Here is a 22,440-nt window from a genome sequence, read left to right on the forward strand (position 1 = left end):
CCCCCCTTGGAACCACCGTCCTCCACAGTCGCTCACCCGCTGGCGTTTTGCCGGGTTTGTGGTGTTGTCTTTGAGGCGTCAGCCATAGCATTCGCCTCAAATATCACGGTGATAGGCTGCGGCACCAGTTGCGCTTATGGCCATAGGGCTGAGATACTCGACGGCACGTACACTTTGGTTGATGACGTTCTCAGCGTCCTCGGCGGTTCAAACTTCACTGCTTTGCAGGTGTCAAAGTTAAACAGCTTAAAGTCGGAAGTGCGCAAAATGGCGATGAGCCAACCTTACGGGTTGGTCCCAGAGGAGTTCACGGAAGCCTTAAAAGAGATTTCTCCGGGTTTAGGAGGCGCATGGTCTCTGGCCAGCAAGGGAAAGTATGGGTGGGCGTTCTTTCTATTCTTTCTATCGATGGCGTTATCCCGGTGCGGCGATGGCCCCTTGATTGAAATCAATAATCACACCCAAAACAATTATTACATCGATGGATCACAAAATCCGCATCATCCCAGCCAGCAAGAACACAGCGGAAACTCCGATTCCCCCGGCGATGGCACCCAAACTGAAAATGGAAAAGACGGCGGCGCTCCTGACATCAAGTTTACTCATGCCTCTTCCTTTCGAAAAAAATTACTAAGCTCATCGGCTATTTATCGGGCCTAACCCTCACCAATCCGGTTAAATCACCATCCCCACCGGCAACCCATTGACAGGCAGCGATTTTTGCGCAGCTACCTTGCAGGTTTGTAAAGTACATAATCGCCCAAATTAGCAGGCTAATACAGTATCGAGTGCTCTGCCAAAAGGAGTCGAAAAGAGCGTAATTCCGTTTCGCGGTGCTCTGAGGGGGAGAGCCCATTCGGCTGATTTCCTACTTCCCAAGACGGCGCCTACATGCAATCCGGATCGGCCTTCAGGAACTTGCAGGCGAAATTCCGGATGCTGATCGGGCGCATGCCGGCAGAGTTTCAAGGGACAAGCAGATGGGGGCCAGAGAGGGGGCCATTTCAACCGATCTCGCTTTCATAACGTTATAAATCAGTCCCATAGGGCGTTAGTGCGGCTCCTGCAGGCGCACCATTCCTGCGCCTGAGAGAGCGCAAAGCGCGCCCCGCAATCTCCCCACACACCGGCAGCCTTGGCAGGGCGCGCTCGCAGTCCAGCCTGCGCGTGTCTGGAATCTCCCTACAAATCCGTATTTTGGCCCTTGCCACAAGGTGAGAGTCAAACTAATTCTAGAGTCGCTATAGGTTTTTCAGCACAGAGAAGGGGGTCTGTTGCGATGTTCCGGCTGTTTCTGGTGGTGTGGCTGATCGTGATTGCTGGCTACACCGCGATCACGGTTTCGAACCACGGGTTCAATCTGTTCCCGGTCTTTTTCGGGAATATGGCAGAAATGGGCTGGCCCGGGCAGTTCAATCTCGATTTCATGAGCTTTCTCGCCCTGTCGGGCCTGTGGGTGGCATGGCGGCACCGGTTCCGTCCTGCGGGAATTGCGCTTGGGCTGCTGACCTTTGTTGGCGGCATGATGGTTTTGGCGACCTATCTGCTGGTCGAAAGCTATCGGGCCCGCGGCCAAGTTGCAGCGCTGCTGCTCGGGCCGGAGCGCGGCTGATGCTCGATCCGATTGACGTCGCCCGGCCTGAACTTTTCGCCGAAGATCGCTGGCAGGAACCCTTCCGGATCTTGCGCGAACAGGCCCCGGTGCAATTCGTGCCTGATTCCAAGTTCGGCCCCTATTGGTCAGTCACGGCCTACAAGCCGATTGTCCACATCGAGGCCCTGCCCAAGCTGTTCTCCTCCAGCTTCGAGAAAGGCGGCATTACGCTTGGCGCCCGACCTGACATGCTGCGCGAAGGCGAACGCCGCGTGCCCCAGTTCATCGCGATGGACCCGCCGCGCCACACCGCGCAGCGGCGCACGGTCGCGCCGGCCTTTGGCCCCTCGGAAGTCGCCGCCATGCGCGACGAGGCGCGCGAACGCACGCAGGCTTTGCTCGAAAGCCTGCCGCTTGGTGAGCCGTTCGACTGGGTCGAGCGGGTTGCCATCGAATTGACCACCGGCATGCTGGCGAAGATCTTCGCCTTCCCGTGGGATCAACGCCACCGTCTCACCGCCTGGTCGGATGTTGGCGGCAATATTGATCGCGTGGTCGAGCCGGGCGGCTGGGATTGGTACAATGCCAATATGGACGAGATGGGAGCGGCCTTCGCCCAGCTCTGGCAAGAGCGCGCGGCCCAGCCCGGACGCGATCTGGTGTCGATCATGCTGCAATCGGATGCGATGCGCGAAATGGACCCGATGGAATTCATCGGCAACATGATCCTGCTGATAGTCGGCGGCAATGACACCACCCGCAATTCGATGACTGCCTATGCCTGGGGCCTGTCGCTGTTTCCCGACGAGCGCGCCAAGCTTGAAGCCGATCCCGGCCTCATCGCCAATGCGGTGCAGGAACTGATCCGCTGGCAGACGCCGCTCGCCTATATGCGCCGCACGGTCACCGAAGATACCGAGCTGTTCGGCCAGACCTTGCGCAAGGATGATATGGTGGCGCTATGGTATCTTTCGGCCAATCGCGATGAAAGCGTGTTTGCCGATGGCGAGCGTATCATTGTGGATCGGCACAATGCGCGGCGGCACCTGTCGTTCGGCTATGGCATTCATCGCTGTGTGGGTGCGCGCGTGGCCGAGCTACAACTGGTCACGCTGCTTGAGGAAATGGCGCGGCTGCGGCTGCGGCTGAACCCGGTCGCCCCGCCCGAGCGGGTGCCGGCTAGCTTTGTCCATGGCTACACCAAGCTGATGGTCGAATTGTCGGCCTATTGAGGATCAGGCCTCAAGCGGGGTGCAGGCGAAGGGAAAGGCCTGCTCCACCACCCGCGCTGCCTGTAGCAGCAAAGCCTCCTCGCCGAGCCTCGCCACAAGCTGGACGGCGATGGGCAGGCGCGCAGCACTGAGCCCGGTGGGGAGCGCGATCGCGGGCTGGCCGGTGGTGTTGAACAGCGCTGTAAACGGCGCGGGGCGGAACATCCGCGCGGTCCATGCCAGCGCATCGTCCACCGGCTGGGCAGGACTATACAGGCCCAGCGGCGGGGCTGTGGTCGCGGTCGCCGGGGTGATCACCAAATCATAGGGCGCAATCTGTGCCGCGACGGAGCGCCGCACCCCGTTCAGCGCCAAGAGCGCGAAATTGAGATCAACGGCGGAAAGCTTTACCCCGTGGCGAAAGCAGGCGAGCGTTGCCGGTTCCAGATGATCCTCGGGCCTGCGCCCGGTGGCGGCGGAAGCGGCGGCGACCCACGCGGCGAGTTGCGAGCACCACGTTGCGGCAATCGCATCGAGCCACGCCTCGCTCGCAAGGGTGATCCGCAGCGGCTCCACCGCATGGCCCTGATCAGCAAACAGGGCAGCGACGGTGTGCGCGGCGTCGAGCAAGGCGGGATCGACCGGGCAATCAGGAAGCCACGGGTCGACCACCAGACCAATCCTGAGCCGCGCGGGCGGCTGATCGAGTGCCGCGGCAAAGCTTCCCTCTGCGGGTGCAACCGCAAAGGGATCGCCCGGCTCATTGCCCGCCAACAGATCAAGCATCGCCGCGCTATCGCGCACGCTGCGGGTGAGGACATGCTCGGCCGCCATGCCGAACAGCGCCTCGTCGAGATCAGGCCCCCAGCTTACCCGCCCCCGCCCCGGCTTGAGCCCCACCAGCCCGCACCATGCCGCCGGAATGCGGATCGATCCGCCGCCATCGGTCGCATGCGCGATCGGGACGGCTCCGGCGGCGACAGCGGCGGCGCAGCCTCCGCTTGATCCTCCCGCGCTGTGGCCGGGGTTCCACGGGTTGCGCACCGGACCAAACGCCGTGCTTTCGGTGCTGGTGTGGTAGGTCAGTTCCGAACTGCGCCCGCGCCCCAGCGCCACCAGCCCGGCTGCGCGCAGACGCCGCGCCACCCCGGTCTCGCTGTCTGTCACATGGCCCGCAAGTAGCGTGCTGCCGGCCTGCTGTGCGCGTCGGGCCTGATGCGCGCCCGCATCCTTGAACAGCATCGGGACCCCGCGAAAGGGCCCTTCGGCACCGGGATCAGGATCGGGATAATGCTCGGCAAGGAAGTTGTAGGCCGACTGCCCATCCAGCAGCGCCGTCTCGGCCAGCGCCTGCACCTCTTCAGCACTGACCGCGCCTTCGCGGATCGCGGCGGCAAGCGCCGTGGCATCAAGACGGCGATATTCGCTCCGGTTCATCCCTGCGCGCCCCCTCGTCAGAACTGGCGCGAAGCCGCGATACCGAATTGGCGCGGCGCGCCGATATAGCCAATCGCATCGCCGGTTTGCAGCGGCGTGTTGACCGATTGGGTGACATAGCGTTCATCGCTGCAATTCTGGCAGAACACCGCGACCTGCCAGGTATCATCGCGGGCGTTGAGCCCGAGGCGCAGGTTGATCAGCGCATAATCATCCTGCCGGGCATTGTTGGCGGTGCTCACAAAGGTCGGGCCGACATATTGGAGATTGGCACGCGCGCTGATCGACAGCCCCTCGGACATCGGCTGATCGAAGGCCAAGGTCGCGGTCCCGGCCCATTCGGGCGCATGGGGGAAGTCACGGTTCGATAGCAGGCCCAGCGCCGGTTCAATGCCGAAGCGCCGGGTCGGCAACCACGTGCCGGCCAGATCGAAGCGCAAGGCATCCGCAAGCGCAAAGCTCGCCTCAAGCTCGGCCCCTTCCACCTGCGCCTCGGGCGCGTTCAGCACCACCGATTGCAGCCCGAGAAACTGCGAAACCTGCAAATCAGTGAGATCGGTGCGGAACAGCGCGACATTGACCCGCGAGCGGCGGTCGGCAAGATCGACCTTGAGCCCGAGCTCATAACTATCGGCATATTCGTTGCGGTAGATCGAGGAAAGCGGCGCGGCGATATTGGTCGCCCCGCCCGCCGCATTGCGATCGAGATTGACCCCGCCAGCCTTGAACCCGCGGCTATAGGTCGCATAGCCCATCGCCCGGTCGCTGAAGCGATACTTGATGCCAGCGGTGCCCGAAAAGGCAGTCACGGTGAAGCGATCATCATATTGCGGCGACGGCACGAGCCGGGCGAAGACGAGCGGATGATTGGGCGCGAGCGCCGGGCCACGATCGCGGAAGGATCCTTCGCGCACCTCACGCGAAAGCCGCGCGCCGAGGATCAGACTCAGCCGGTCGTCCAGCGCGACGGTTGCGTTGACGAAACCGGCCTGCGAAGCGTTTTGGGCGCGATAGGCCTCATCGGTGATCAGGCCCGGCGCGGCAGCGAACAGGCCGGGCCGCCCGGTGATCCCGTCATAGGAGGCCTGCGCCTGCGTCCCGAAATCCAGCACCCGCACCGAATCAATCGTGCTGCCATCAAGATAGATGCCCGCCACCAGATCGGTGCCGGCCAGCACATCGATATCGCGCGCATAGATCAGCTCGGTCGACCAGCTATCTTGCCGGAACAGATTGTCGGCGGTGACAATATCCGCGCCGGAAAAATCGAGATCACCGCCGCGCTGATCGAGATCGAACCGCCGCCACGAACTGACCGAGGTGATCGTGCCGCCGAGCGCTTCAAGCTCCAGCGAAAAGGTGGCGCCGAAATCTTCCAGCCGCTGATCGGCATTGCGGTTGATCGCCAATTCATAGTCATCAACCCGGCGCGACGCCGGACGCAATCCGTTCGCCAGCGACAGCGCATCCACCAGCGGCCTTGTCGGGCCGGGGATCACACTGACCGCGCCGTAACAGCAATTCCCGTCAGAGCGGCTGTAGTCGAAAGCGAGCCGCATCGAGAGATTGTCCTGCGGCGCAACCAGCACTGTGCCGCGCACGGCAAAGGCATCCTCGCCCGAATAGGTCTGATTATTATTCGGGTTCTCGACGAAGCCATCGATCGTGCTGGCCATGGCGGCCAAGCGCACCGCAACCGTATCGGACACGGGCAGATTGACCGCACCCGAAAGCTGGCGCTGCCCGTAATTGCCGATCTGGCTGTCCATCCGCCCGCTGATGCCATCAAGGCGCGGCTGGGCGGTGGTGATCAGCACCGCGCCCGCCGTGGTGTTGCGGCCGAACAGCGTGCCTTGCGGGCCGCGCAGCACTTGCAGGCTCTCGATATCGAGCCAGTTCTGCAACACCTGTCCGGGGCGGAGACGATAAACCCCGTCGACAAAAATCCCCGCCGCACCTTCGAGCGCGCGGTTGGCCCCATTGGTGCCGATCCCGCGGATCAAGAGATTGCCGGTCGAGGCCGGGTTGTTGGTGATGTTGAAGCTGATGCTTGGCGTGATCGCGGCAACCTGCTGGATATTGAGCACCTGCGCTTCGGCCAGCGCGCGGGCATCGGCCACGGTCACGGCGACCGCCACGTTCTGAAGATTATCCCGGCGACGGGTGGCGGTGACGATAATGTCCGCACCATCCGGGTCTTCCACCACGGCTGCGGGCTGCTCCACTTCGCTGCCCGCGGTTTCCGCGGCAAAAACTGCGCATGGCACGCCGGTGCCGCAAGCCGCGATGATCCCGAGAATGGCCGTGCGCGAGAGCCACGAGCCTCGACGCTGGGTGACCTGCTGCATTCTGCATGCTCCCCTCGATGGGACCGGCATTCAGACGGCCGGTTCCCGAATTGCGATTGTCAGCTATGCTGCGCCAGACGCCCCCACGCTTCGAACCAGATGCCGACATCGGCCCAGGTATCCTTGGCGATGATCAGCCCGTCTTCGAGTGTGAAAATGTCAACGCCCGGCACGATGCAGGGCGGTTGAACGGCGTCTGGCACTGCGACCCTGGTGCCCAATGGCCAGGCCCCGGCAAGCGCGGCGCTGAGAGTCCACTGGGCAATCGCATGGCCGGGCCGCACGTAGAGACGCGTGATCTCTTCGTGCAATCCTGAGAAGCTGGCATTCATGGCGTCCCACACCTGCGCGACCGCATCTTTGCCATGGGCTGGTGCATAGCCCTGGTGATGGAAGGTGTAGACGATGTCGGGATGAAGCGTTGCGAGAAAGCCAGCCTTGTCACCCGCATTGATCGCGGCGAACAGCGCTTCCACTGCTGCCTGATCGCGGGGACTCGTCGAATCAATCTGCACGCCGCCTCCTCCTGCCTGCTCATGCGACAGGAGAAATATATAGCGGCTCTATTTTTAGTCTATATGCATTTTTACGTCGGGATCATTTTTTCGCCAGGGCCGGGTGCCCGCATAGCCCTGCGAGAGCGAATTCCAGTTGACCGCCAAAGGCTTCACAGAAGCTGTCGGCGCTGGCTTTGTCGCTGCCGACATAGCCAAAAAACTCCGAATTCGCGATCGACCACACCAGACGGCTCAGGATCTCGCGGTCGATCGTGGCGGGTAGCAGGTTCCTCGCCGCGATGACGCCTGTCATGCGATGCACTTCGAGCCGCAGGGTCGTGGCGATGTGGACATAGCGCGATCCGACCAGATCGACCTGCGCGGTCGCGTGAGCGAGAAACCGCCGCAGCCACGAGCGTTCGACCCCGTCAAACCAGTCGAGATACAGCCGCATAAGCGCGAGATAGCCTTCCGCCGGATAGGTGTATTCGCGCTCGAACACCTCGGGCGTGCGGGCGATCAGATCTTCGAGACCATCGATGATCAGCTCTGAAAGGATCAGATCCTTCGACGGGAAATAGTTGTAGAGCGAGGCGATGCTGACATCAGCCGCGTTGGCGATGGCCTCCATCGATGCCTTGTCGACGCCATGCGCCTCGAACAGCGCGCGGGCGCTGTTCATGATCGCCGTGCGGGTCATCCTGCGCTTGCGCGCACGCAGGCCTTCAACGGGTTGGTCTTTGGTGGTGCGGGCCATGGTTCCTGTGCCGAATTCGCTTGGCCTGCACCCGGCCCCGGGTGAGGCCGGTGGGACAAGCGTCCTGCTTGATATGCGGCGACACCCCGCAGCACAAGCCAGGCTGCGTCGCGCACTTGACATGATACCTGTCATTTGAAAGGCTTAGGCGCAGAGAGGAAGCCCATGAAACGTTCCGAGCAGAAGGCCGCGACACGCGCTGCGGTGCTCGATCTGGCGGCGAAGCGCCTGCGTGCCGAAGGGCTGGCGGGCAATGGCGTGCAGCGGTTGATGCGCGATTGCGGCCTCACCCACGGGGGGTTCTATGTCCACTTCCCGAGCAAGGCTGCGCTTGATGCCGCCGCGCTGGAGGCTGCGATGGCCGAGCATGCCGCGACCCTTGCCGCGCTTCCTGAAGGCCTGTCGCGCACGGAACGCCGCAGGCTGCGCGCGCGCGCCTATCTTTCGCGCAGCCACCGCGACAATCCGCAGAGCGGCTGCCCGCTTGCCGCGCTGCTGAGCGAGGCGCCGCGCGCCCCGGCCGCGGTGCGCGCGGCGTATCAGGCGATGCTCGCCCGGGCGGTGACCGAGGGGGATGATGCGCGAGACCCGGCCCCGCCATCGCAGGAGTTGGCGCTTGCCGCGCTCGCAATGGGCGGCCTCGCGCTCGCCCGCGCGGTGCCCGATGGCGCGCTCTCCGATGCGATCCTTGCCGCGTGCCGGGATGCGGCCGGCCTGCTCGCCGATGCCTATGCCCAGGCCGAGGGAGACGCCCCATGAGCGAATGGAAACCGACCGCGTGCCTGATCTGCTCCTTGAATTGCGGGATCGAGGTGCAGACCGAAGGCGGCCACATTACCCGCGTGCGCGCGGACAAGGCGCACCCCATAAGCCAGGGCTATCTGTGCGAAAAGGCGCAGCGGATGGACGCCTATCAACAGGGGCGTGATCGCTTGTCCTCGCCGATGCGACGCCGCCCCGATGGGACTTACGAGGCGATCGACTGGGATACGGCAATCGCCGAGATCGCGCAGAAACTCGCTGCGGTGCGCGATGAACATGGCGGCGCGAGCATCTTCTACTATGGCGGCGGCGCGCAGGGGAACCATCTGCCCGGCGTCTATGCGCAGAGCACGCTCGCCGCCTTGGGGGTGCGCTATCGCTCCAATGCGCTGGCGCAGGAGAAGACCGGCGAGGCCTTTGTTCAGGCGCGGATGTTCGGCTGCGGAATGCACCACGATTTCGAGCATGCCGAAGTCGCGCTCTTCATCGGCAAGAACCCCTGGCAATCGCACGGCTTCCCCCGTGCCCGACTGGTGCTGCGCGAGATAGCCGCCGATCCGGCCCGCGCGATGATCGTGATCGATCCGCGCACAAGCGAAACCGCGGCGATGGCGGATTATCACCTTGCGATCCGCCCGGGGACTGATGCCTGGTGCCTCGGTGCGCTCGCCGCAATTCTGGTGCAGGAAGGCCTTACCAACCGTGACTGGATGGCCGAACATGTCGCCAATGCCGAGCCGGTGCTGGAAGCACTCGCGCAAATCCCGGTCAGCCAGTTCGCCGCAGTCTGCGGGGTCGATGAAGCGCTGCTGCGCGCTGCTGCGCGGCGGATGGCGGCGGCCGAGACGCTGGCCTCGATGGAAGATCTGGGGATGCAGATGGGCGTGCACTCCACGCTCGGCTCCTACCTTCACCGCCTGATCATCGGCCTCACCGGAGCCTTCGGGCGCAAGGGCACCAGCTATGCCTTTGTCCCGTTCCGCCCGCTTGGCGCAGGCGGAGGCGGTTCATCGTCCAAGGCATCCGGTGCCAAGGACACGGGTGAACGCAATTTCCGCCGCGCTCCTGTGACGGGGTTGCCCGTGATCATGGGCCTCATCCCCTGCAACGCGATCACCGAGGAGATCCTCACCGATCACCCGCACCGGTTCCGTGCGATGATCATCGAGAGTTCGAACCCGGTGCATTCACTCGCGGACAGCGCGCGGATGCGCGCGGCATTGCGCGCGCTCGATATCAGCGTGGTGATCGACGTCGCCATGACCGAAACCGCGCGCGCCGCCGATTATGTGCTTCCCGCCAGCAGCCAGTTCGAAAAGGCCGAGGCCAGTTTCTTCAATTTCGAAGCCGAGGCCAATGCCTTCCATTTGCGCCGCCCGCTCTTCCCCCCGCGCGAAGGCACCCGCGAAGAAGGTGCGATCCACGCCGCCCTGTGCGAGGCACTCGGCGTGTTCGGCGAGGCCGAGGTCGCACCCTTGCGCGCCGCGGCGGACAAGGGGCTTGATACGCTCGCCATGGCCTTCATGCAGACCATGAGCGCCAATCCGGTCCTCATGCCCTTTGCCTCGGTGCTGCTCTACCGCGCGCTTGGGCCGCGTCTGCCCGAGGGCATGAGCAATGCCGCAGGCGTGTGGGGCGTCGCGCAGCTGTTCGTGCAATCCTTTCCCGAAGAAGCGGCGCGCGCCGGGTTTACCGGGCCGCTCGCCGGCAACCGGCTGTTCGAAGCAATCCTCGGCTCACCCTCCGGCGTGGTCTTCGCGAAGCAGAACGGCGCAGACAGTTGGCAAAGGCTGCGCACACCAGGACAGCAGATCAATCTCCACATCCCCGAGATGCTCGAAGCGCTGCTTGCCCTCGATCCGGCAGGCCCGCCGAAGGATCCCGACTATCCGTTCATCCTCTCGGCAGGCGAACGCCGCACCGAGACCAGCAACACCAGCATCCGCAACCCCGATTGGCTGCGCAAAGGCGCGCTTGTCAGCGCCTTGCGTATCCACCCTGACGATGCCGCAGGGCTGGGCCTCACCGACGGCGCGGCGGTGGACATCGTCACCGCCCGCAGCCGCGCGCGCACCGTGATCGAACTCCATGAAGGCAGCCGCCGCGGGCACGTCTCGCTGCCCAACGGACAAGGGCTCGACGTGGTGGGCGAGGATGGCACGGTGCGCCGCCACGGGATCGCGCTCAATGAACTCACCGATTACCGCTGGCGCGATCCGGTGGTGGGGATGCCGTGGCACAAATATGTCCCGGTGCGGCTTGAGCCTGTCGCCTGACGCCCCGGCTGCGATCCGAACTGCGGGCTAGGCTTCTCCGCGCGGCAGCAGCAGATCGAGCAAATCATCAAGGATCCGGACACGGCGATCAGTGTCATCCTCACCTTCGAGCCGGGTGCTCATGGTGCAGATGCCCTCGACACTGGCAACAATCGCATCGGCCCGGTCGCGCAGGTTGATCCCGTCAGCCAGTGCGCCACCCGCTTCGGCCTGTTGCAGCAAATCATGGACGAGATCGCGGATACGGCGCGCGCGATAGGCCCGAAGCTCGCCGATTTCGGCAACCCACTGCCCACGCGAAATAAAGCCAAGCCACGCCGACCATTCGAGAATTCGCTCCGGCGAGCGCGGCAACAGCGCATGGGCGATCTGGCGGATCGCGGCGAGTGGGTCGGTATCGACAATCTGCGCTTTCAGACCTGCCTCAAGCTCATCAAGCATGTGATTGATCGAGAACAGCAGCATTTCATCCTTGTCGCGGAAGTAATGCGACAGAGTCCCGGTGGTGCACCCCGCCTGCCGAGCCACCGCGCGTAGCGATGCGCCGTCGGGCCCGATGTCGCGCAGCACTGCCCATACCGCGGCGGCAACATCCTGCCGACGCTGGTCGTGATCGCCAGAAGGGCGTCCGGCGCGGCGTTCATGGGGCTGCGAACTCTCGTTCATGGCGCCGATATGGCAGATTTATCCCGCCTGCCAACCCTTGGAGTGTTCATCTTCGGCTCACTCCCTTGACCACTCATAATTTATATTACATCAGTTGTGTGAATTGATTCTTCAAGGGGTGGCTTATGAAAATTACCACGGTATCAGGGGTTTCGCTGATCGCCTTGCTTCACACAGTGGGGTTGTGTGCGCCCGGTGCCTCTGCACAATCGCAAGCCTTGCCGCCGGAACCGGAGGCCGCGCAGCGCGAAGACGCGGGCCTATCCACGATCATCGTCACCGCAACCCGGCGCGAGGCGTCATTGCAGGATGTCGCCGTCGCGACCACAGTGCTGAGCGGTGACGACGCCAGCCGGGCGGGTGTTACCCAGACCAACCAGCTTGCCTTGCTGGTCCCCAATCTGACCATCGGCGGCACGGCGGACAGCCAGCCCAAATTCACCCTGCGCGGCATCGGCACAGTCGATCAGTTCCAGAACCTCAACCCGGGCGTCGCGATTTACACTGATGATGTCTATAACGGGCTCGGCGTCGCGCAGACCTTTGCCATGTTCGATCTCGAACGGGTCGAAGTGTTGCGCGGCCCGCAAGGCACCCTCTACGGCAAGAACGCGACGGGCGGCGCGGTCAACATCATTTCGCGCAAACCCGCCTTTGAAAACGGCGCGGGCCTGATGGCGGCGGTGGGCGCCTATAACCTCGGCTTTGCCGAGGGTTTCGTCAACGTCGCCCCGAGCGATACGCTTGCCGCCAGAGTCTCGTTCACTTTGCTGAGCCGGGACGGGTTTTCGTTCAACACATTCCGCGGCCGCGACGAAGATCGCGCGGATCGCTGGGCCGTGCGCGGCCAGATCCGGTTTGCGCCTTCCGACACAGCGGAGTTCAACCTGCGCGCTGATATCGGCCGGAACCGCGGCGATGTGAAAACCCGGCGCTTTGCAGGCGGGCTGGTGCCCGATGCCACCAACCCGCGCGGCTTCCGCGAAACCGGACTGCTGGACGGGATAGACACCTCGGCGCAAGGCGTGGTGAGCAACATCAACAACAATCCTGCCGGAACTGTCATCGGCTATTTCGACACGCCACAGATGCGCCGCTTCGCCAGCGATCTGGATCAGATTGACCGCATCAACCAATGGGGCGTTTCCGGCACGGGCCGCATTGCCCTGAGCGATACCGTGACGCTGAACTTTGTCAGCGCCTACCGCGATGTGAGCCGCGATACCGTAACGGATTCCGATGTCAGCGGGCTTGATCTGTTTGCCACCGGCCTTTCGAATGATTCGCACTTCTGGTCGCAGGAAATCCGGCTCAATGGCCAATGGGGCGCGATCGACTGGATTCTTGGCGGGCACTACTACAACGAGGAACACACGGGGCGAAACTCGGCCCGGTTGTTCGGCTGCTTCTTCGCCGCCCAGCCATGCCGTGTGAATTATGTGCCGCCCGGCTTCACCGCCGCGCAGCTCACGGGGCTTGCGCTGGTTCCGCGCGCATCCACCGTGCTGCTGCCGCGCTACGAACAGCGCAACGAGAGCCTTGCCGGTTTCGCCGAAGCGAGCCTGCCGGTGACCGGGACGCTGACCGTTACGGCTGGCTTGCGCTACACCACCGAGCAGCGCGAAATCACCGCCTCGCTCACCAGCAACAACCCCTTCCTCGGGGCAGCGTTCGGCCCGGCATCTTTCGCCAAGCGGTTCAATGATCTGTGGGGCCGGGTGATGCTCGAATACCGCCCGAACGCCGATGTGCTGGCCTATGTCAGCTATGCCACGGCCTTCAAGGCGGGGAACTTCAACGGCGGCTTTTCGCGCAGCCTGGCAGAACTGCAAAGCCTGCCACCACCCAGAGCCGGCCAGACGACCCCTGCGGATTTTGACCCCACCAAGCCCTATACTGTTGATCCGGAGAAGTTACGGGCGCTTGAAGGCGGGTTGAAACTGCAACCCGCGGGCAATCTGCGTGCCAATCTCGCAGCCTTTCATTACTGGTACGAGGATTTGCAGGTCACAACGATTGTCAACGCAGTTGCCTCGCTCAGAAATGCCTCGCAGGCGCGGGTCTGGGGTGCCGAGCTTGAAGTGGATTGGCGGCCTGTCCCGCAATTGGCACTGCGCCTTGCCGGGGGCTATCTGAACAGCCGCTACGAGGATTTTCTCGATCTCGAACGCAATCCCGTAACCGGGCAATCTTTGCTGATTGACCGTTCGGGCAACCAGTTGGTCAACGCGCCCGAATGGTCGGTGGTGATGGGGGCCGAACACACATTGCCGCTCGGAAGCAGCTGGCAGATCCGTTCTTCCGCCGATGCACGGTACCAGAGCCGCGTCTTCTTTCAGCCGGACAACATCGAACGGCTGAGCCAACCGGGCTATGTCCTTGCCAATGCCCGGATCGGGATCGAACGCCGCGACGGCACGCTGGGCATCGCACTGATTGCCGAGAACCTGTTCGACAAGAGCTATGTCGTCGATGGCAACCGCAATGGCAGCCCGTTCTTCGTCGATGCCCTGACCTTCGGCACGCCCCGGCTCTGGTCGCTCCAGATCAGCACGAAGTTCTGAGCCTGCCCGCCGATGACAAAGGATACGACACGCCCCGGCGAGGGCAGGACCATACTCGTGATCGCAGCGACCGGCCGGCAAGGCCAAGCTGTCGTGCGCAACTTGCTGGCAGAGGGGTGGCAGGTGCGCGGCCTGACGCGCAATCCGGCTTCACCGGCGGCCTTGGCGCTCGCCGCAAAAGGGGTGGAAATGCTTGCGGGCGATCTCGATCAGCCCGACAGCCTGCTCCCCGCGATGGCCGGGGCGCATGGGGTCTATTCGCTGCAGGATTTCTGGGAGACCGGCCTTGCCCGGGAAATCGCCCAGGGCAAGGCCGTTGCTGATGCCGCGCTGTTCTGCGGGGTCAGCCATCTGGTCTATGCCTCGGTTGGCGGAGCAGAGCGGACGGCGGGTCTGGGGATCACGCATTTTGAAGGCAAAACCCAGATCGAAGCCCATATCCGGGCGATTGGGCTGCCTGCGACAGTGCTGCGCCCGGTCAGCTTTTTCGAGAATTTCATAACACCGCGCTACATCAAGGCGATGGTCGACAAGGGGGTGTTTCGCTTCCCCTTTCCCGGCGGACGCCCGTTCCAGATGGTGGCGCTGGATGACATCGGACGACTGGCAGCGCGCAGCTTTGCCGATCCCGACCGCTTCATCGGGCAGGCTATCGAAGTCGCCAGCGATGCCCCGACTATGGAAGAATTTGCCTCCGCTTGCGGGGCGGCCATCGGTCGGGCGGTGCAATTCCGCGAATTGCCGCTGCCATTGATGGATATGGTTTTCGGGCTGATCGCGCTGGCCGGGAAATCAGCCCATTACAAGGTCGGCCCCTCGATCGCGGCACAAGCCCGTTGGAGCCGCACATCGCCAACGGGCGGGTGGAATGCCGATTTCGCCTTGCTTGATGACATACTGCCCGATCGCATGACAGCGGCCAGCTGGGCGCGCAGCATTGATTGGCATGGTCTGCGAAAGGCACTGGACGCATGATGATGGCAAGCGACTGGCCATTGGCCTTGCTCAAGCCCGCTGCCGCCCTGGTGATCTGGTCGCTGGTGATGTGGGGCTGGATGATGGCAACCCGGATCCCTGCCCTGCTGCGCGCGGGCTTTGATGTCTGGCGCCATGTCGGCGGGACGGGGGCAGACGCTGCCAGCCTTGTGCCTGACAGGGTTCAGTGGAAAGCGGATAATCACAATCATCTGATGGAACAGCCCACCCTGTTCTACGCCGTGATTGCCATTCTTGCGCTCGCAACGCCCACGCCAAGCCATATGGCCGCCGCGGTCACGCTGGCATGGTGCTATGTTGGCCTGCGGGTGATGCACAGTCTGATACAGGCCATCAGCAACCGCATCCTCTATCGCTTCACGACATATCTGCTTGCAACGCTGGCGCTCGCCGCGCTGGCGGCCTTGTGCGTGCCGACGCTCTGGCATGTGACCTTGTAGATGCCCAAGCGGGATTATGTGCCGATCGGGCGGGTGGCAATGCTCGCGCGCTATCCGGTCAAATCCATGGCGGGGGAACAGGTCGTATGGTCACGGCTGGAGCCGGGCAGCGGGATGCCGGGCGATCGCAACTGGGTGGTGCGCGATGAGGAACAGGGCGGCTTTCTGACAGGCAAGAAACTCGCCGGACTGATGCAGCTTTCGGCCACGACCCGGCCGCCGGATCAGAGGGGAACAGCAGCGGCGGTCAGACTGACTTTCGCCGATGGCCGGCAGGTGGATTCGGATAGTCCGTGGGTTCACGCGGCGCTCACAGCCGCGCTTGGACGGCGGGTCACACTGCAACCGCGCCGGGCCGCAGTGGAGCGGGATTTCTACCGCCTCGCCCGCCCGATGCAGGGAGCAGAGATGAGATATCTCCTCGGGCTGCGCGATGATGAACCCCTGCCAGACCTGTCGCCCTATCCGCTTGGCATGCTGCTGTCCGTGACGCGCTATGCTACTCCGCCGGGGATGCTGGTGGACGCAGGCCCCTTGCACTGTGTCACGACCGCCAGTCTGGATGCGCTCGCTGCGAGCGATGCCGCCTGCGATCCCGATCCGCGGCGGTTTCGCCCCAACATCCTGCTGCGGACGCTGCCCGATCTGACAGGCTTCATCGAAGCGGAATGGACGGGATGCACGTTGAAGATCGGCACCGCGGTTCTGCGGATCACCGTGCCGACCTTGCGCTGCGCCATGCCCGGCCACGCCCAACCGGGTCTGGAACAGGACGCGGCGCTGCTGCGCGCCATCAAGCGTGAGGCTGCGCAGAAGGTTGGAGTCTATTGCGAAGTCATGCGCGGCGGGGTGATCAGTGTCGGTGATCCGGTGCTCCTCAAGCCGTTGCCCTCTGCTGGCCCCGTCCGCACCATGGTCAGACAGATCGTCTCGCGCGGCAAAGCGCGTCTGATTGATCGTGTCACCGCGTCTGCGCCCCGTCAGCCACCGCCTGCGGCTGACCCACCGGGATACCGCGCCTTCCGCATCACCGCGCAGCGCAGGGAAAGCAGCGATGTGGTGTCGCTGATGCTCGAGGCAGAACGGCCGGAGCCCACGCCCGTACCTGCGCTGCCCGGCCAGCATGTGGTGATCGCCATTCCGGCAGGGCCAGACGGGCGGACGGTCTATCGCGCCTACTCGCTATCGGGCAATCCGCAGGCCAGATCGATACGGATCAGCGTAAGGCGTCAAGGCGCGGGATCGACCTGGCTGCATGGCCCCGATGTCGTAGGCAAGCAGGTCATGGTGCTTGGGCCGCGCGGACCGATGGTGCTTTTCCCTGATGATGTGGAGCCGATCGTGCTCGCGGCAACCGGCATCGGAATTACACCATTCATGGCCTTCCTGCATGCTGTTGCCGCACACAACCCGCAGCGCGCGATCCACCTGCTGGTGGGCGCGCGCGATCCGCAGGATTTTCCCTTCGACGAAGAGCTTGCACTGCTGCGCAACTGCTTGCCGCGGCTGCACATCACCTTCTCCTTCAGCATGGAGGGGCGCAGGTTGTGCGACGACGACGTCGTGTCCGCAGTGCGCGGCATGCCCGGCGCTGCAATCGCCTTGTGCGGTCATGAGGATTTCATGGAGCGCACGCGCCGGGCGTTGCTTGAAGCGGGCATCCCCGATCAACGCATCATTCTTGAACATTTCTCCGCGCCCGGCGGTCGCCACGAGACGGCAGGAGGTGTTGTGGAATTCCGTCGCAGCGGCCAGCGCATCGCGTGGACCGACGATTGCGGCAGCATCCTGGAACTTGCCGAACGGTCTGGCGTCAACCTGGCCTCTGGCTGCCGCTATGGCGCGTGTCAGACCTGCGCGGTGACACTGATCGAAGGGAAAGTCACCTATCCCGCCGGGACGGACCCTGCGCTCAATCGCTCTGTGATCCTCGCCTGCTGTGCCCTTCCCGACGGGGACATCGTGCTTGATCTGTAGATCCCACTATCGGACACAGCATGGAGCATTGAAACCCCGGCGCATCGGTGGCAGGCCTTGTGCTCCACCATCAACGGGACCCACTGACCCGCCGTGTCGCACCCACCCGCCTATCACGCCCTGCACGAAGCGGCTTGCGCACGCGGGGAGAAGACCTATTGCGATCCCGAAACGGGCTATCTGGTCTTCACCCGGATCGCGCATCTGGCGCGCGGCAAATGCTGTGGTTCGGGTTGCAGGCACTGCCCCTTCCCCAAGGGCTAGGCACCCAGCCGCAGGAAGAATTCCTCACGCTCGCGCCGCAATTCCGCAGCGCTCATGGCAGAAAGACCATCGAGTTCATTCCGCAGCGCCAGCGCCAGCCGTTTGATCGTTTCGGGCCCATCGCGGTGCGCTCCGCCCTTGGGCTCGTAGACAATGCGGTGGATCACCCCCAGCTTGAGCAGGTCGCCCGCCGTCACCTTCATCGCCTCGGCGGCATCGGCGGCCTGCGCCGCGCTGCGCCACAGGATCGAGGCGCAGCCTTCGGGCGAAATCACCGAATAGATCGCATGTTCGAGCATCAGCACGCGGTTCGCTGCCGCCAGCGCCACCGCCCCGCCCGATCCGCCTTCGCCAATGATCACCGCGATCAGCGGGACCGACAGCGACAGGCATTTCTCAGTCGAGCGGGCAATCGCTTCGGCCTGCCCGCGCGCTTCGGCATCAATGCCGGGAAAGGCGCCCGGCGTATCGACCAGCGTGATCACCGGCAGACCGAACCGATCCGCCAAGTCCATCAACCGGATCGCCTTGCGATAGCCTTCAGGGCGCGCCATCCCGAAATTGTGCTTGATCCGGGTGGCGGTATCCTCGCCCTTCACATGGCCGATCACCATCACCCGGCGGCCCTGAAAGCGGGCAAAGCCGCCGATCACAGCTTTATCATCGCCAAACCGCCGGTCGCCCGCCAGCGGCAGGAAATCGATGAACAGCCCGGCGGTAAGCTTCTCGAAACGCGGGCGATCGGGATGGCGGGCCACCAGCGTGCGCTGCCAGGGGGTGAGCCGCGCATAGAGATCAGCCAGCAGCCGATCCGCGCGCTCATCCAGCATGGCCGCTTGCTCTGCCCCGTCAGGCCGCGCGCGCAAGGCGGCCGCCTGCGCCGCCAAAGCCTCAATCGGCTTTTCGAAGGGCAGATATTGCGTCACGCCCCCGCTGCTTACACCGTCATCGACATGCCGCGATAGATCCGCGCACGATAGCGCGAATCCTCGGCATCGGGGAGCGGCGCGCCAACCAGCAGCACCGCGCGGGCGAAGCGGCGCACCTCTTCGAGATGCTCGTCGAGATCGCGCGGCTCTTCGGAACGCACCCGGCGGGTGAGGTTGATCTGGTTGACCGGCACATCATGCACCAACCGCTCGTTCTCCACCGCCAAGGTGGCGGTGAAGGCGTGCAGCGTCGTCTTGATGAAATTGGCCAGCGCAAAGGCCGGGCTGGTATCACCCATCGGGACATCGGGCGAAGTCAACACCAACTGGCAATCATCATAGAGCGATGCGAGCCGCGACACGCGGAAATGATGCGTGAGATTATCCGCTACCACTTCGCGGAATTCCTCGGGCGTCAGCGGGTTATCACGTTCGAACAGCTTGGTCGGCAACGGGGTGAAGGGTGTCGAAAGGATCGTGGTTGGCTTGCCCCACTGGACGAGGGCGGCATCCATCGCCGCTTCCAGACCCGTCTCGCACACCAGCGAAACCAGTTTTTCAGCGACATCACCTTCCAGCTGCGCCTTGATCGCATCGAACCCGGCTGCCGTGCGGGTGATCATCACGCAGCGCGCGGCGTGGCAATCTTCGATGAATGCGCGCGCGGTTTCGGCGAGGTAATCATCGAGATGCTCGCCGATGATCCACACGGTCTTGCCGCGCATCTGGTCGAGCCGCTCCTGTTTGGGACTGCCGAACAATTCGCGTTCGGTGGTCGAGCGTTCGACGCTGAGGCCGCCCGAAGGCATGAAGGTTTCGCCGCTGACGGCGCGGTCGGCGAGGAAGAAGACGGTCGCCTGCGCCACATCATGCTCGGTCGGCATCTTGCCGAGATAGAGCTTGGAGAGCACCCCGCTGCCGACCTTCTTCGCTTCCACCGCGATCTTGTCGGCAGGCAGGAACGGCGCATCGGCAGGCGGCACGCGCAGCAGCCAATCGGCATCAGCCTCAGGCGTGGCCGGGCGATCATTCCATTCCGGCGCATCAAGGAAATACCCGCCCTGCCGCAGCCGCGCGATCAGCGCTGCGGCGATCGACGGCGTCAGCAGGTATTGATCCCAGGTGCAGGTGCCATCGCCTTCGCGCGCACAGGCCAGCGCCAATTCGCGCAATTCGTGCGGGTTGTTGGTGTCATGGCTCATCTTGACGGTGTCATTGCGCGCCAGCCGCGAGAGCAGCGCTTCGACCCGCACCCCGCGCCGCAGCGCCTTGATGCTGGCAGCGTGGACGGCATTCAACCGCTTGTTTTCAAGGATCAGCTTGCCGCGCCGCTCGAACAGGCCGGGCTTGCCACCCGTGCCGGACAGGCGATCGCCATCGACCGGCCCCGGCGCAATCGCGTTGAACTGCACTTCTGGCCCGAGATAGCGCGCCATGCTTTCCACCATCGCGCGCTGGCCGGCCTTCGACACGGCGTAATCGGCGCGGTTGGGATAGGCGACCGCGAGATATTTCTCGCCGCCGAAATAGGACGAGACGTTGAGGATATAGCCCGAGCCCTGCTTCTTCATCAGCGGCACCACGTGGTGCATCAGGAAGTAGTTCGAGACGAGGTTCGCATCGAGGGTGTAGTTCCAGGCCTCGACCCCCATGTCGATCACCATGTCCTCCGCCCCCGCGACGCCTGCGTTGTTGATGAGGTAATCGATCCGCCCGAAGGCCTTGAGCGTCGCGTCAACCGCGCCCTTGAGGCTCTCGAAATTGCTGACATCGACATTGGCGAGCGTCTGCACCCGGCGTTCGACCCCGGCAAAGCCGATATCTTCCAGCTCGGACACGATCTTGGCGCGCGCCACGGCGAGTTCGCTTTCGCGGCGGGCGACCATCATCACCTTGCCGCCCGCGAGCGCGAGCAGACGGGCAACCTGCCCGCCGATCCCGGCCGAACCGCCGGTGATCAGCGCCACCTTGCCAAGGTGCAAGCCCGTGATGTTTTCCGAGAAGCCGGGCATGGCCTTTCGCGCCCCGGTCGCCTCGCCGATATTGGCCGGGACATAGAGCGAGATTTCCGCGAGCTTGCTTTCCTTGAGCAGGATACGCGCGGCATGGCCTGCGGTGAAGCGGATATTCTCGGCCTCGGTGTTGGTGAAGCGCACGATCTGGTTGCCCCACTCGGCCTGACGGCGGCGACCATGGGCCGTGTCGATCTCGCTTTCATCGCGCCAGATGCGGATCAGCTGCTCATTGGCCGCACGCAGCAGGTGGCCATAGATATCCCCTGCACCATCGCTGGTGTTGGTGAGGAAGACAAAACGCGGCTCCTGCAAAAGGTTGTCGTGCCGCTTCCAATAGCGGCTGAACGTGCGCGCCAGCGCCATATTGCCCGCAATTTCGGTATCAAGCACGGCTTCGACCGTGGCATCGTCAGCCCCGGTCAAGGTGCCTTTCAATTCGCCGGCGGGCAGCATCGGCAGGAACACCGCGCCGCTGATCGCGCCGTGGGCCTTGGTATAGGCCTCGAGCGCTTCTTCCATCGCGGCCGGATCCTTCCGGTTGAAGCGGATGATGGTGAGGCCTTCGGTGATACCGAGCGCCTTGCAGCGCTTCTCCGCGATCGCCACGTCCGCCTGACGCGGCACGCCGAGCGCGACTGCCGCGCCGCATTGCAATTGCACCTGCGCGATTTCGAGCGCTTCGTCCCAATTGTCACCCGCGGCCACCAGCACGGCGAGCCCTGTCCCGTCCATCGAACGCATGGTCGGGCGCGCAAGGTAGGTCGAACGCTGTTCCTTTCGCACCGTCATCCCGTGGGTGACTTCGAAATCGTGGCCATTGTAAGCCGCGCTTTCGTCGCTGCCGAGGAACACGCAGGTCGTGGCGATATCGGTGGGCGTGGGGAAGGTCTTGGCCTTGGCATTGCCGCCGGTGGCGCGCTCAAGGCTCATCATGTCGAAGAATTGGGTGGCGGTGGTGCCCGCCTCATCCCCGCGCGCGGCATCCATCGCGGCAAACACCGAACGGATACGCTCGCTCTCGATCGGGCCGGGATAGACCAGATTGACGCGGATACCCTTGGGGCCAAGTTCAAGCGAAAGCTCACGGCTGAGCGCGTTCATCGCTGCCTTGGGCACGACATAGGCCGCGCGCGCATAGTACGGCGTGCGGCTGAAGATGGTCGAGACATTGATGATCGAGCCGCCTTCGGGGATATGGGGCGCGGCAGCGCGGGTCACATTCCACGCCACGGCGAGGATGTTGCGCAGCGCATCGCCGACTGTTTCGCTATCGCTCGCACCCTTTTTCTGGAGCGCGGCGAGCTCTTCCGCTGTCAGGGGGAGCTGCTCGATGGGCTGCTTCGGCCCGGCGCTGCCCGCATTGTTCACGAGGATATCGATGCGGCCGAATCTCCTGGCCACTTCGTCCATCGCCGCGCGCACCGATGCGGGATCGCCACCATCAAGCGCGACAGTCGCGACGCGCGCGGCATCCACGCCCGTTGCCTTGACCAGCGCGGCGGCGGCGGCCTCGGTCCGTTCGGGCGTGCGGCCCGTCATCACCACCGTTGCGCCTTCTGCAAGATAGTGCGTGACAATATGCCCGCCCAGATTGCCCGCCGCCCCGGTGACGACGGCGATCTTGCCTGCGAGGCGGCCGGTGGTGGATGTGGCTTGCGATTTGGCCATGGCACTCTCCTCATGAAATTACGCCGTGCGCGGCACGGA

General features: G+C 63.8%; 17 protein-coding genes. 10 read left to right on the plus strand and 7 right to left on the minus strand.

Annotated elements, in window-relative coordinates:
* Positions 1-6 precede the first annotated feature (6 nt).
* The 3 genes from SOQ14_RS00735 (at position 7) to SOQ14_RS00745 (ending at position 2,826) form a co-directional block, all read left to right on the plus strand.
* On the plus strand, positions 7-660 hold the full coding sequence (locus tag SOQ14_RS00735; protein ID WP_322895863.1) for a hypothetical protein: 654 nt from the start codon (positions 7-9) through the stop codon (positions 658-660).
* 619 nt (positions 661-1,279) lie between these two features.
* Positions 1,280-1,612: a hypothetical protein gene (locus SOQ14_RS00740; protein WP_322895865.1), complete on the plus strand. Its 333-nt coding sequence runs from the start codon at positions 1,280-1,282 to the stop codon at positions 1,610-1,612.
* A complete protein-coding gene (locus SOQ14_RS00745; RefSeq protein ID WP_322895867.1) occupies positions 1,612-2,826 on the plus strand; it encodes a cytochrome P450 in 1,215 nt (404 codons plus the stop codon). Before SOQ14_RS00740 ends, SOQ14_RS00745 begins: the two co-directional genes overlap by 1 nt.
* A 3-nt stretch (positions 2,827-2,829) precedes the next feature.
* Here SOQ14_RS00745 and SOQ14_RS00750 read toward each other — a convergent pair whose 3' ends face one another.
* The 4 genes from SOQ14_RS00750 to SOQ14_RS00765 all read right to left on the minus strand — a co-directional run bounded on the left by SOQ14_RS00750 (position 2,830) and on the right by SOQ14_RS00765 (position 7,844).
* On the minus strand, positions 2,830-4,242 hold the full coding sequence (locus SOQ14_RS00750; RefSeq protein ID WP_322895869.1) for an amidase: 1,413 nt from the start codon (positions 4,240-4,242) through the stop codon (positions 2,830-2,832).
* A 17-nt stretch (positions 4,243-4,259) separates the two neighbouring features.
* On the minus strand, positions 4,260-6,590 hold the full coding sequence (locus SOQ14_RS00755) for a TonB-dependent receptor (protein ID WP_322895871.1): 2,331 nt from the start codon (positions 6,588-6,590) through the stop codon (positions 4,260-4,262).
* Positions 6,591-6,649: 59 nt separating this feature from the next.
* On the minus strand, positions 6,650-7,105 hold the full coding sequence (locus tag SOQ14_RS00760; RefSeq protein WP_322895873.1) for a nuclear transport factor 2 family protein: 456 nt from the start codon (positions 7,103-7,105) through the stop codon (positions 6,650-6,652).
* A gap of 82 nt (positions 7,106-7,187) precedes the next feature.
* Positions 7,188-7,844 carry a TetR/AcrR family transcriptional regulator gene (locus SOQ14_RS00765; protein ID WP_322895876.1) on the minus strand — a complete coding sequence of 219 codons (657 nt, stop codon included), beginning with the start codon at positions 7,842-7,844 and terminating at the stop codon, positions 7,188-7,190.
* Between the two features lie 165 nt (positions 7,845-8,009).
* On the opposite strand from SOQ14_RS00765, the gene SOQ14_RS00770 reads away from it, so the two are divergent.
* A complete protein-coding gene (locus tag SOQ14_RS00770; RefSeq protein ID WP_322895878.1) occupies positions 8,010-8,603 on the plus strand; it encodes a TetR/AcrR family transcriptional regulator in 594 nt (197 codons plus the stop codon).
* Positions 8,600-10,882, plus strand: coding sequence for a molybdopterin-dependent oxidoreductase (locus tag SOQ14_RS00775; RefSeq protein ID WP_322895880.1), 2,283 nt, complete (start codon positions 8,600-8,602; stop codon positions 10,880-10,882). Before SOQ14_RS00770 ends, SOQ14_RS00775 begins: the two co-directional genes overlap by 4 nt.
* A gap of 27 nt (positions 10,883-10,909) precedes the next feature.
* Here SOQ14_RS00775 and SOQ14_RS00780 read toward each other — a convergent pair whose 3' ends face one another.
* Positions 10,910-11,548, minus strand: a complete 639-nt coding sequence (locus SOQ14_RS00780; RefSeq protein WP_322895882.1) for a TetR/AcrR family transcriptional regulator — start codon at positions 11,546-11,548, stop codon at positions 10,910-10,912.
* Positions 11,549-11,673: 125 nt separating this feature from the next.
* Between SOQ14_RS00780 and SOQ14_RS00785 the strand changes: the two genes are divergently transcribed.
* The 5 genes from SOQ14_RS00785 (at position 11,674) to SOQ14_RS00805 (ending at position 17,789) form a co-directional block, all read left to right on the plus strand.
* Positions 11,674-14,112 (plus strand): TonB-dependent receptor, encoded by a 2,439-nt coding sequence (locus SOQ14_RS00785; protein WP_322895884.1) that lies wholly within the window; start codon positions 11,674-11,676, stop codon positions 14,110-14,112.
* A 57-nt stretch (positions 14,113-14,169) separates the two neighbouring features.
* Positions 14,170-15,087 carry an NmrA/HSCARG family protein gene (locus SOQ14_RS00790; protein ID WP_322895886.1) on the plus strand — a complete coding sequence of 306 codons (918 nt, stop codon included), beginning with the start codon at positions 14,170-14,172 and terminating at the stop codon, positions 15,085-15,087.
* Entirely contained in the window at positions 15,084-15,548 is a 465-nt protein-coding gene (locus SOQ14_RS00795; RefSeq protein ID WP_322895888.1) for an MAPEG family protein, read from the plus strand. Before SOQ14_RS00790 ends, SOQ14_RS00795 begins: the two co-directional genes overlap by 4 nt.
* The gene (locus SOQ14_RS00800; RefSeq protein WP_322895890.1) at positions 15,549-17,525 is read left to right on the plus strand and encodes an MOSC domain-containing protein; all 1,977 of its coding nucleotides are present in this window, start codon (positions 15,549-15,551) and stop codon (positions 17,523-17,525) included. It begins immediately after the preceding gene.
* A 93-nt stretch (positions 17,526-17,618) separates the two neighbouring features.
* Positions 17,619-17,789 (plus strand): C1orf53 family protein, encoded by a 171-nt coding sequence (locus tag SOQ14_RS00805; RefSeq protein ID WP_322895892.1) that lies wholly within the window; start codon positions 17,619-17,621, stop codon positions 17,787-17,789.
* On the opposite strand, the gene SOQ14_RS00810 is transcribed toward SOQ14_RS00805, so the two are convergent.
* Complete coding sequence (locus tag SOQ14_RS00810; protein WP_322895894.1) at positions 17,786-18,715, minus strand: acetyl-CoA carboxylase carboxyltransferase subunit alpha; 930 nt, start codon at positions 18,713-18,715, stop codon at positions 17,786-17,788. The two genes, SOQ14_RS00805 and SOQ14_RS00810, sit on opposite strands and share 4 nt — an antisense overlap.
* 11 nt (positions 18,716-18,726) lie before the next feature.
* Entirely contained in the window at positions 18,727-22,401 is a 3,675-nt protein-coding gene (locus SOQ14_RS00815) for an SDR family NAD(P)-dependent oxidoreductase (protein ID WP_322895896.1), read from the minus strand.
* Positions 22,402-22,440: the final 39 nt, after the last annotated feature.

The organism is Erythrobacter epiphyticus, from assembly GCF_034653295.1.
Classification (GTDB): Bacteria; Pseudomonadota; Alphaproteobacteria; order Sphingomonadales; family Sphingomonadaceae; genus Erythrobacter.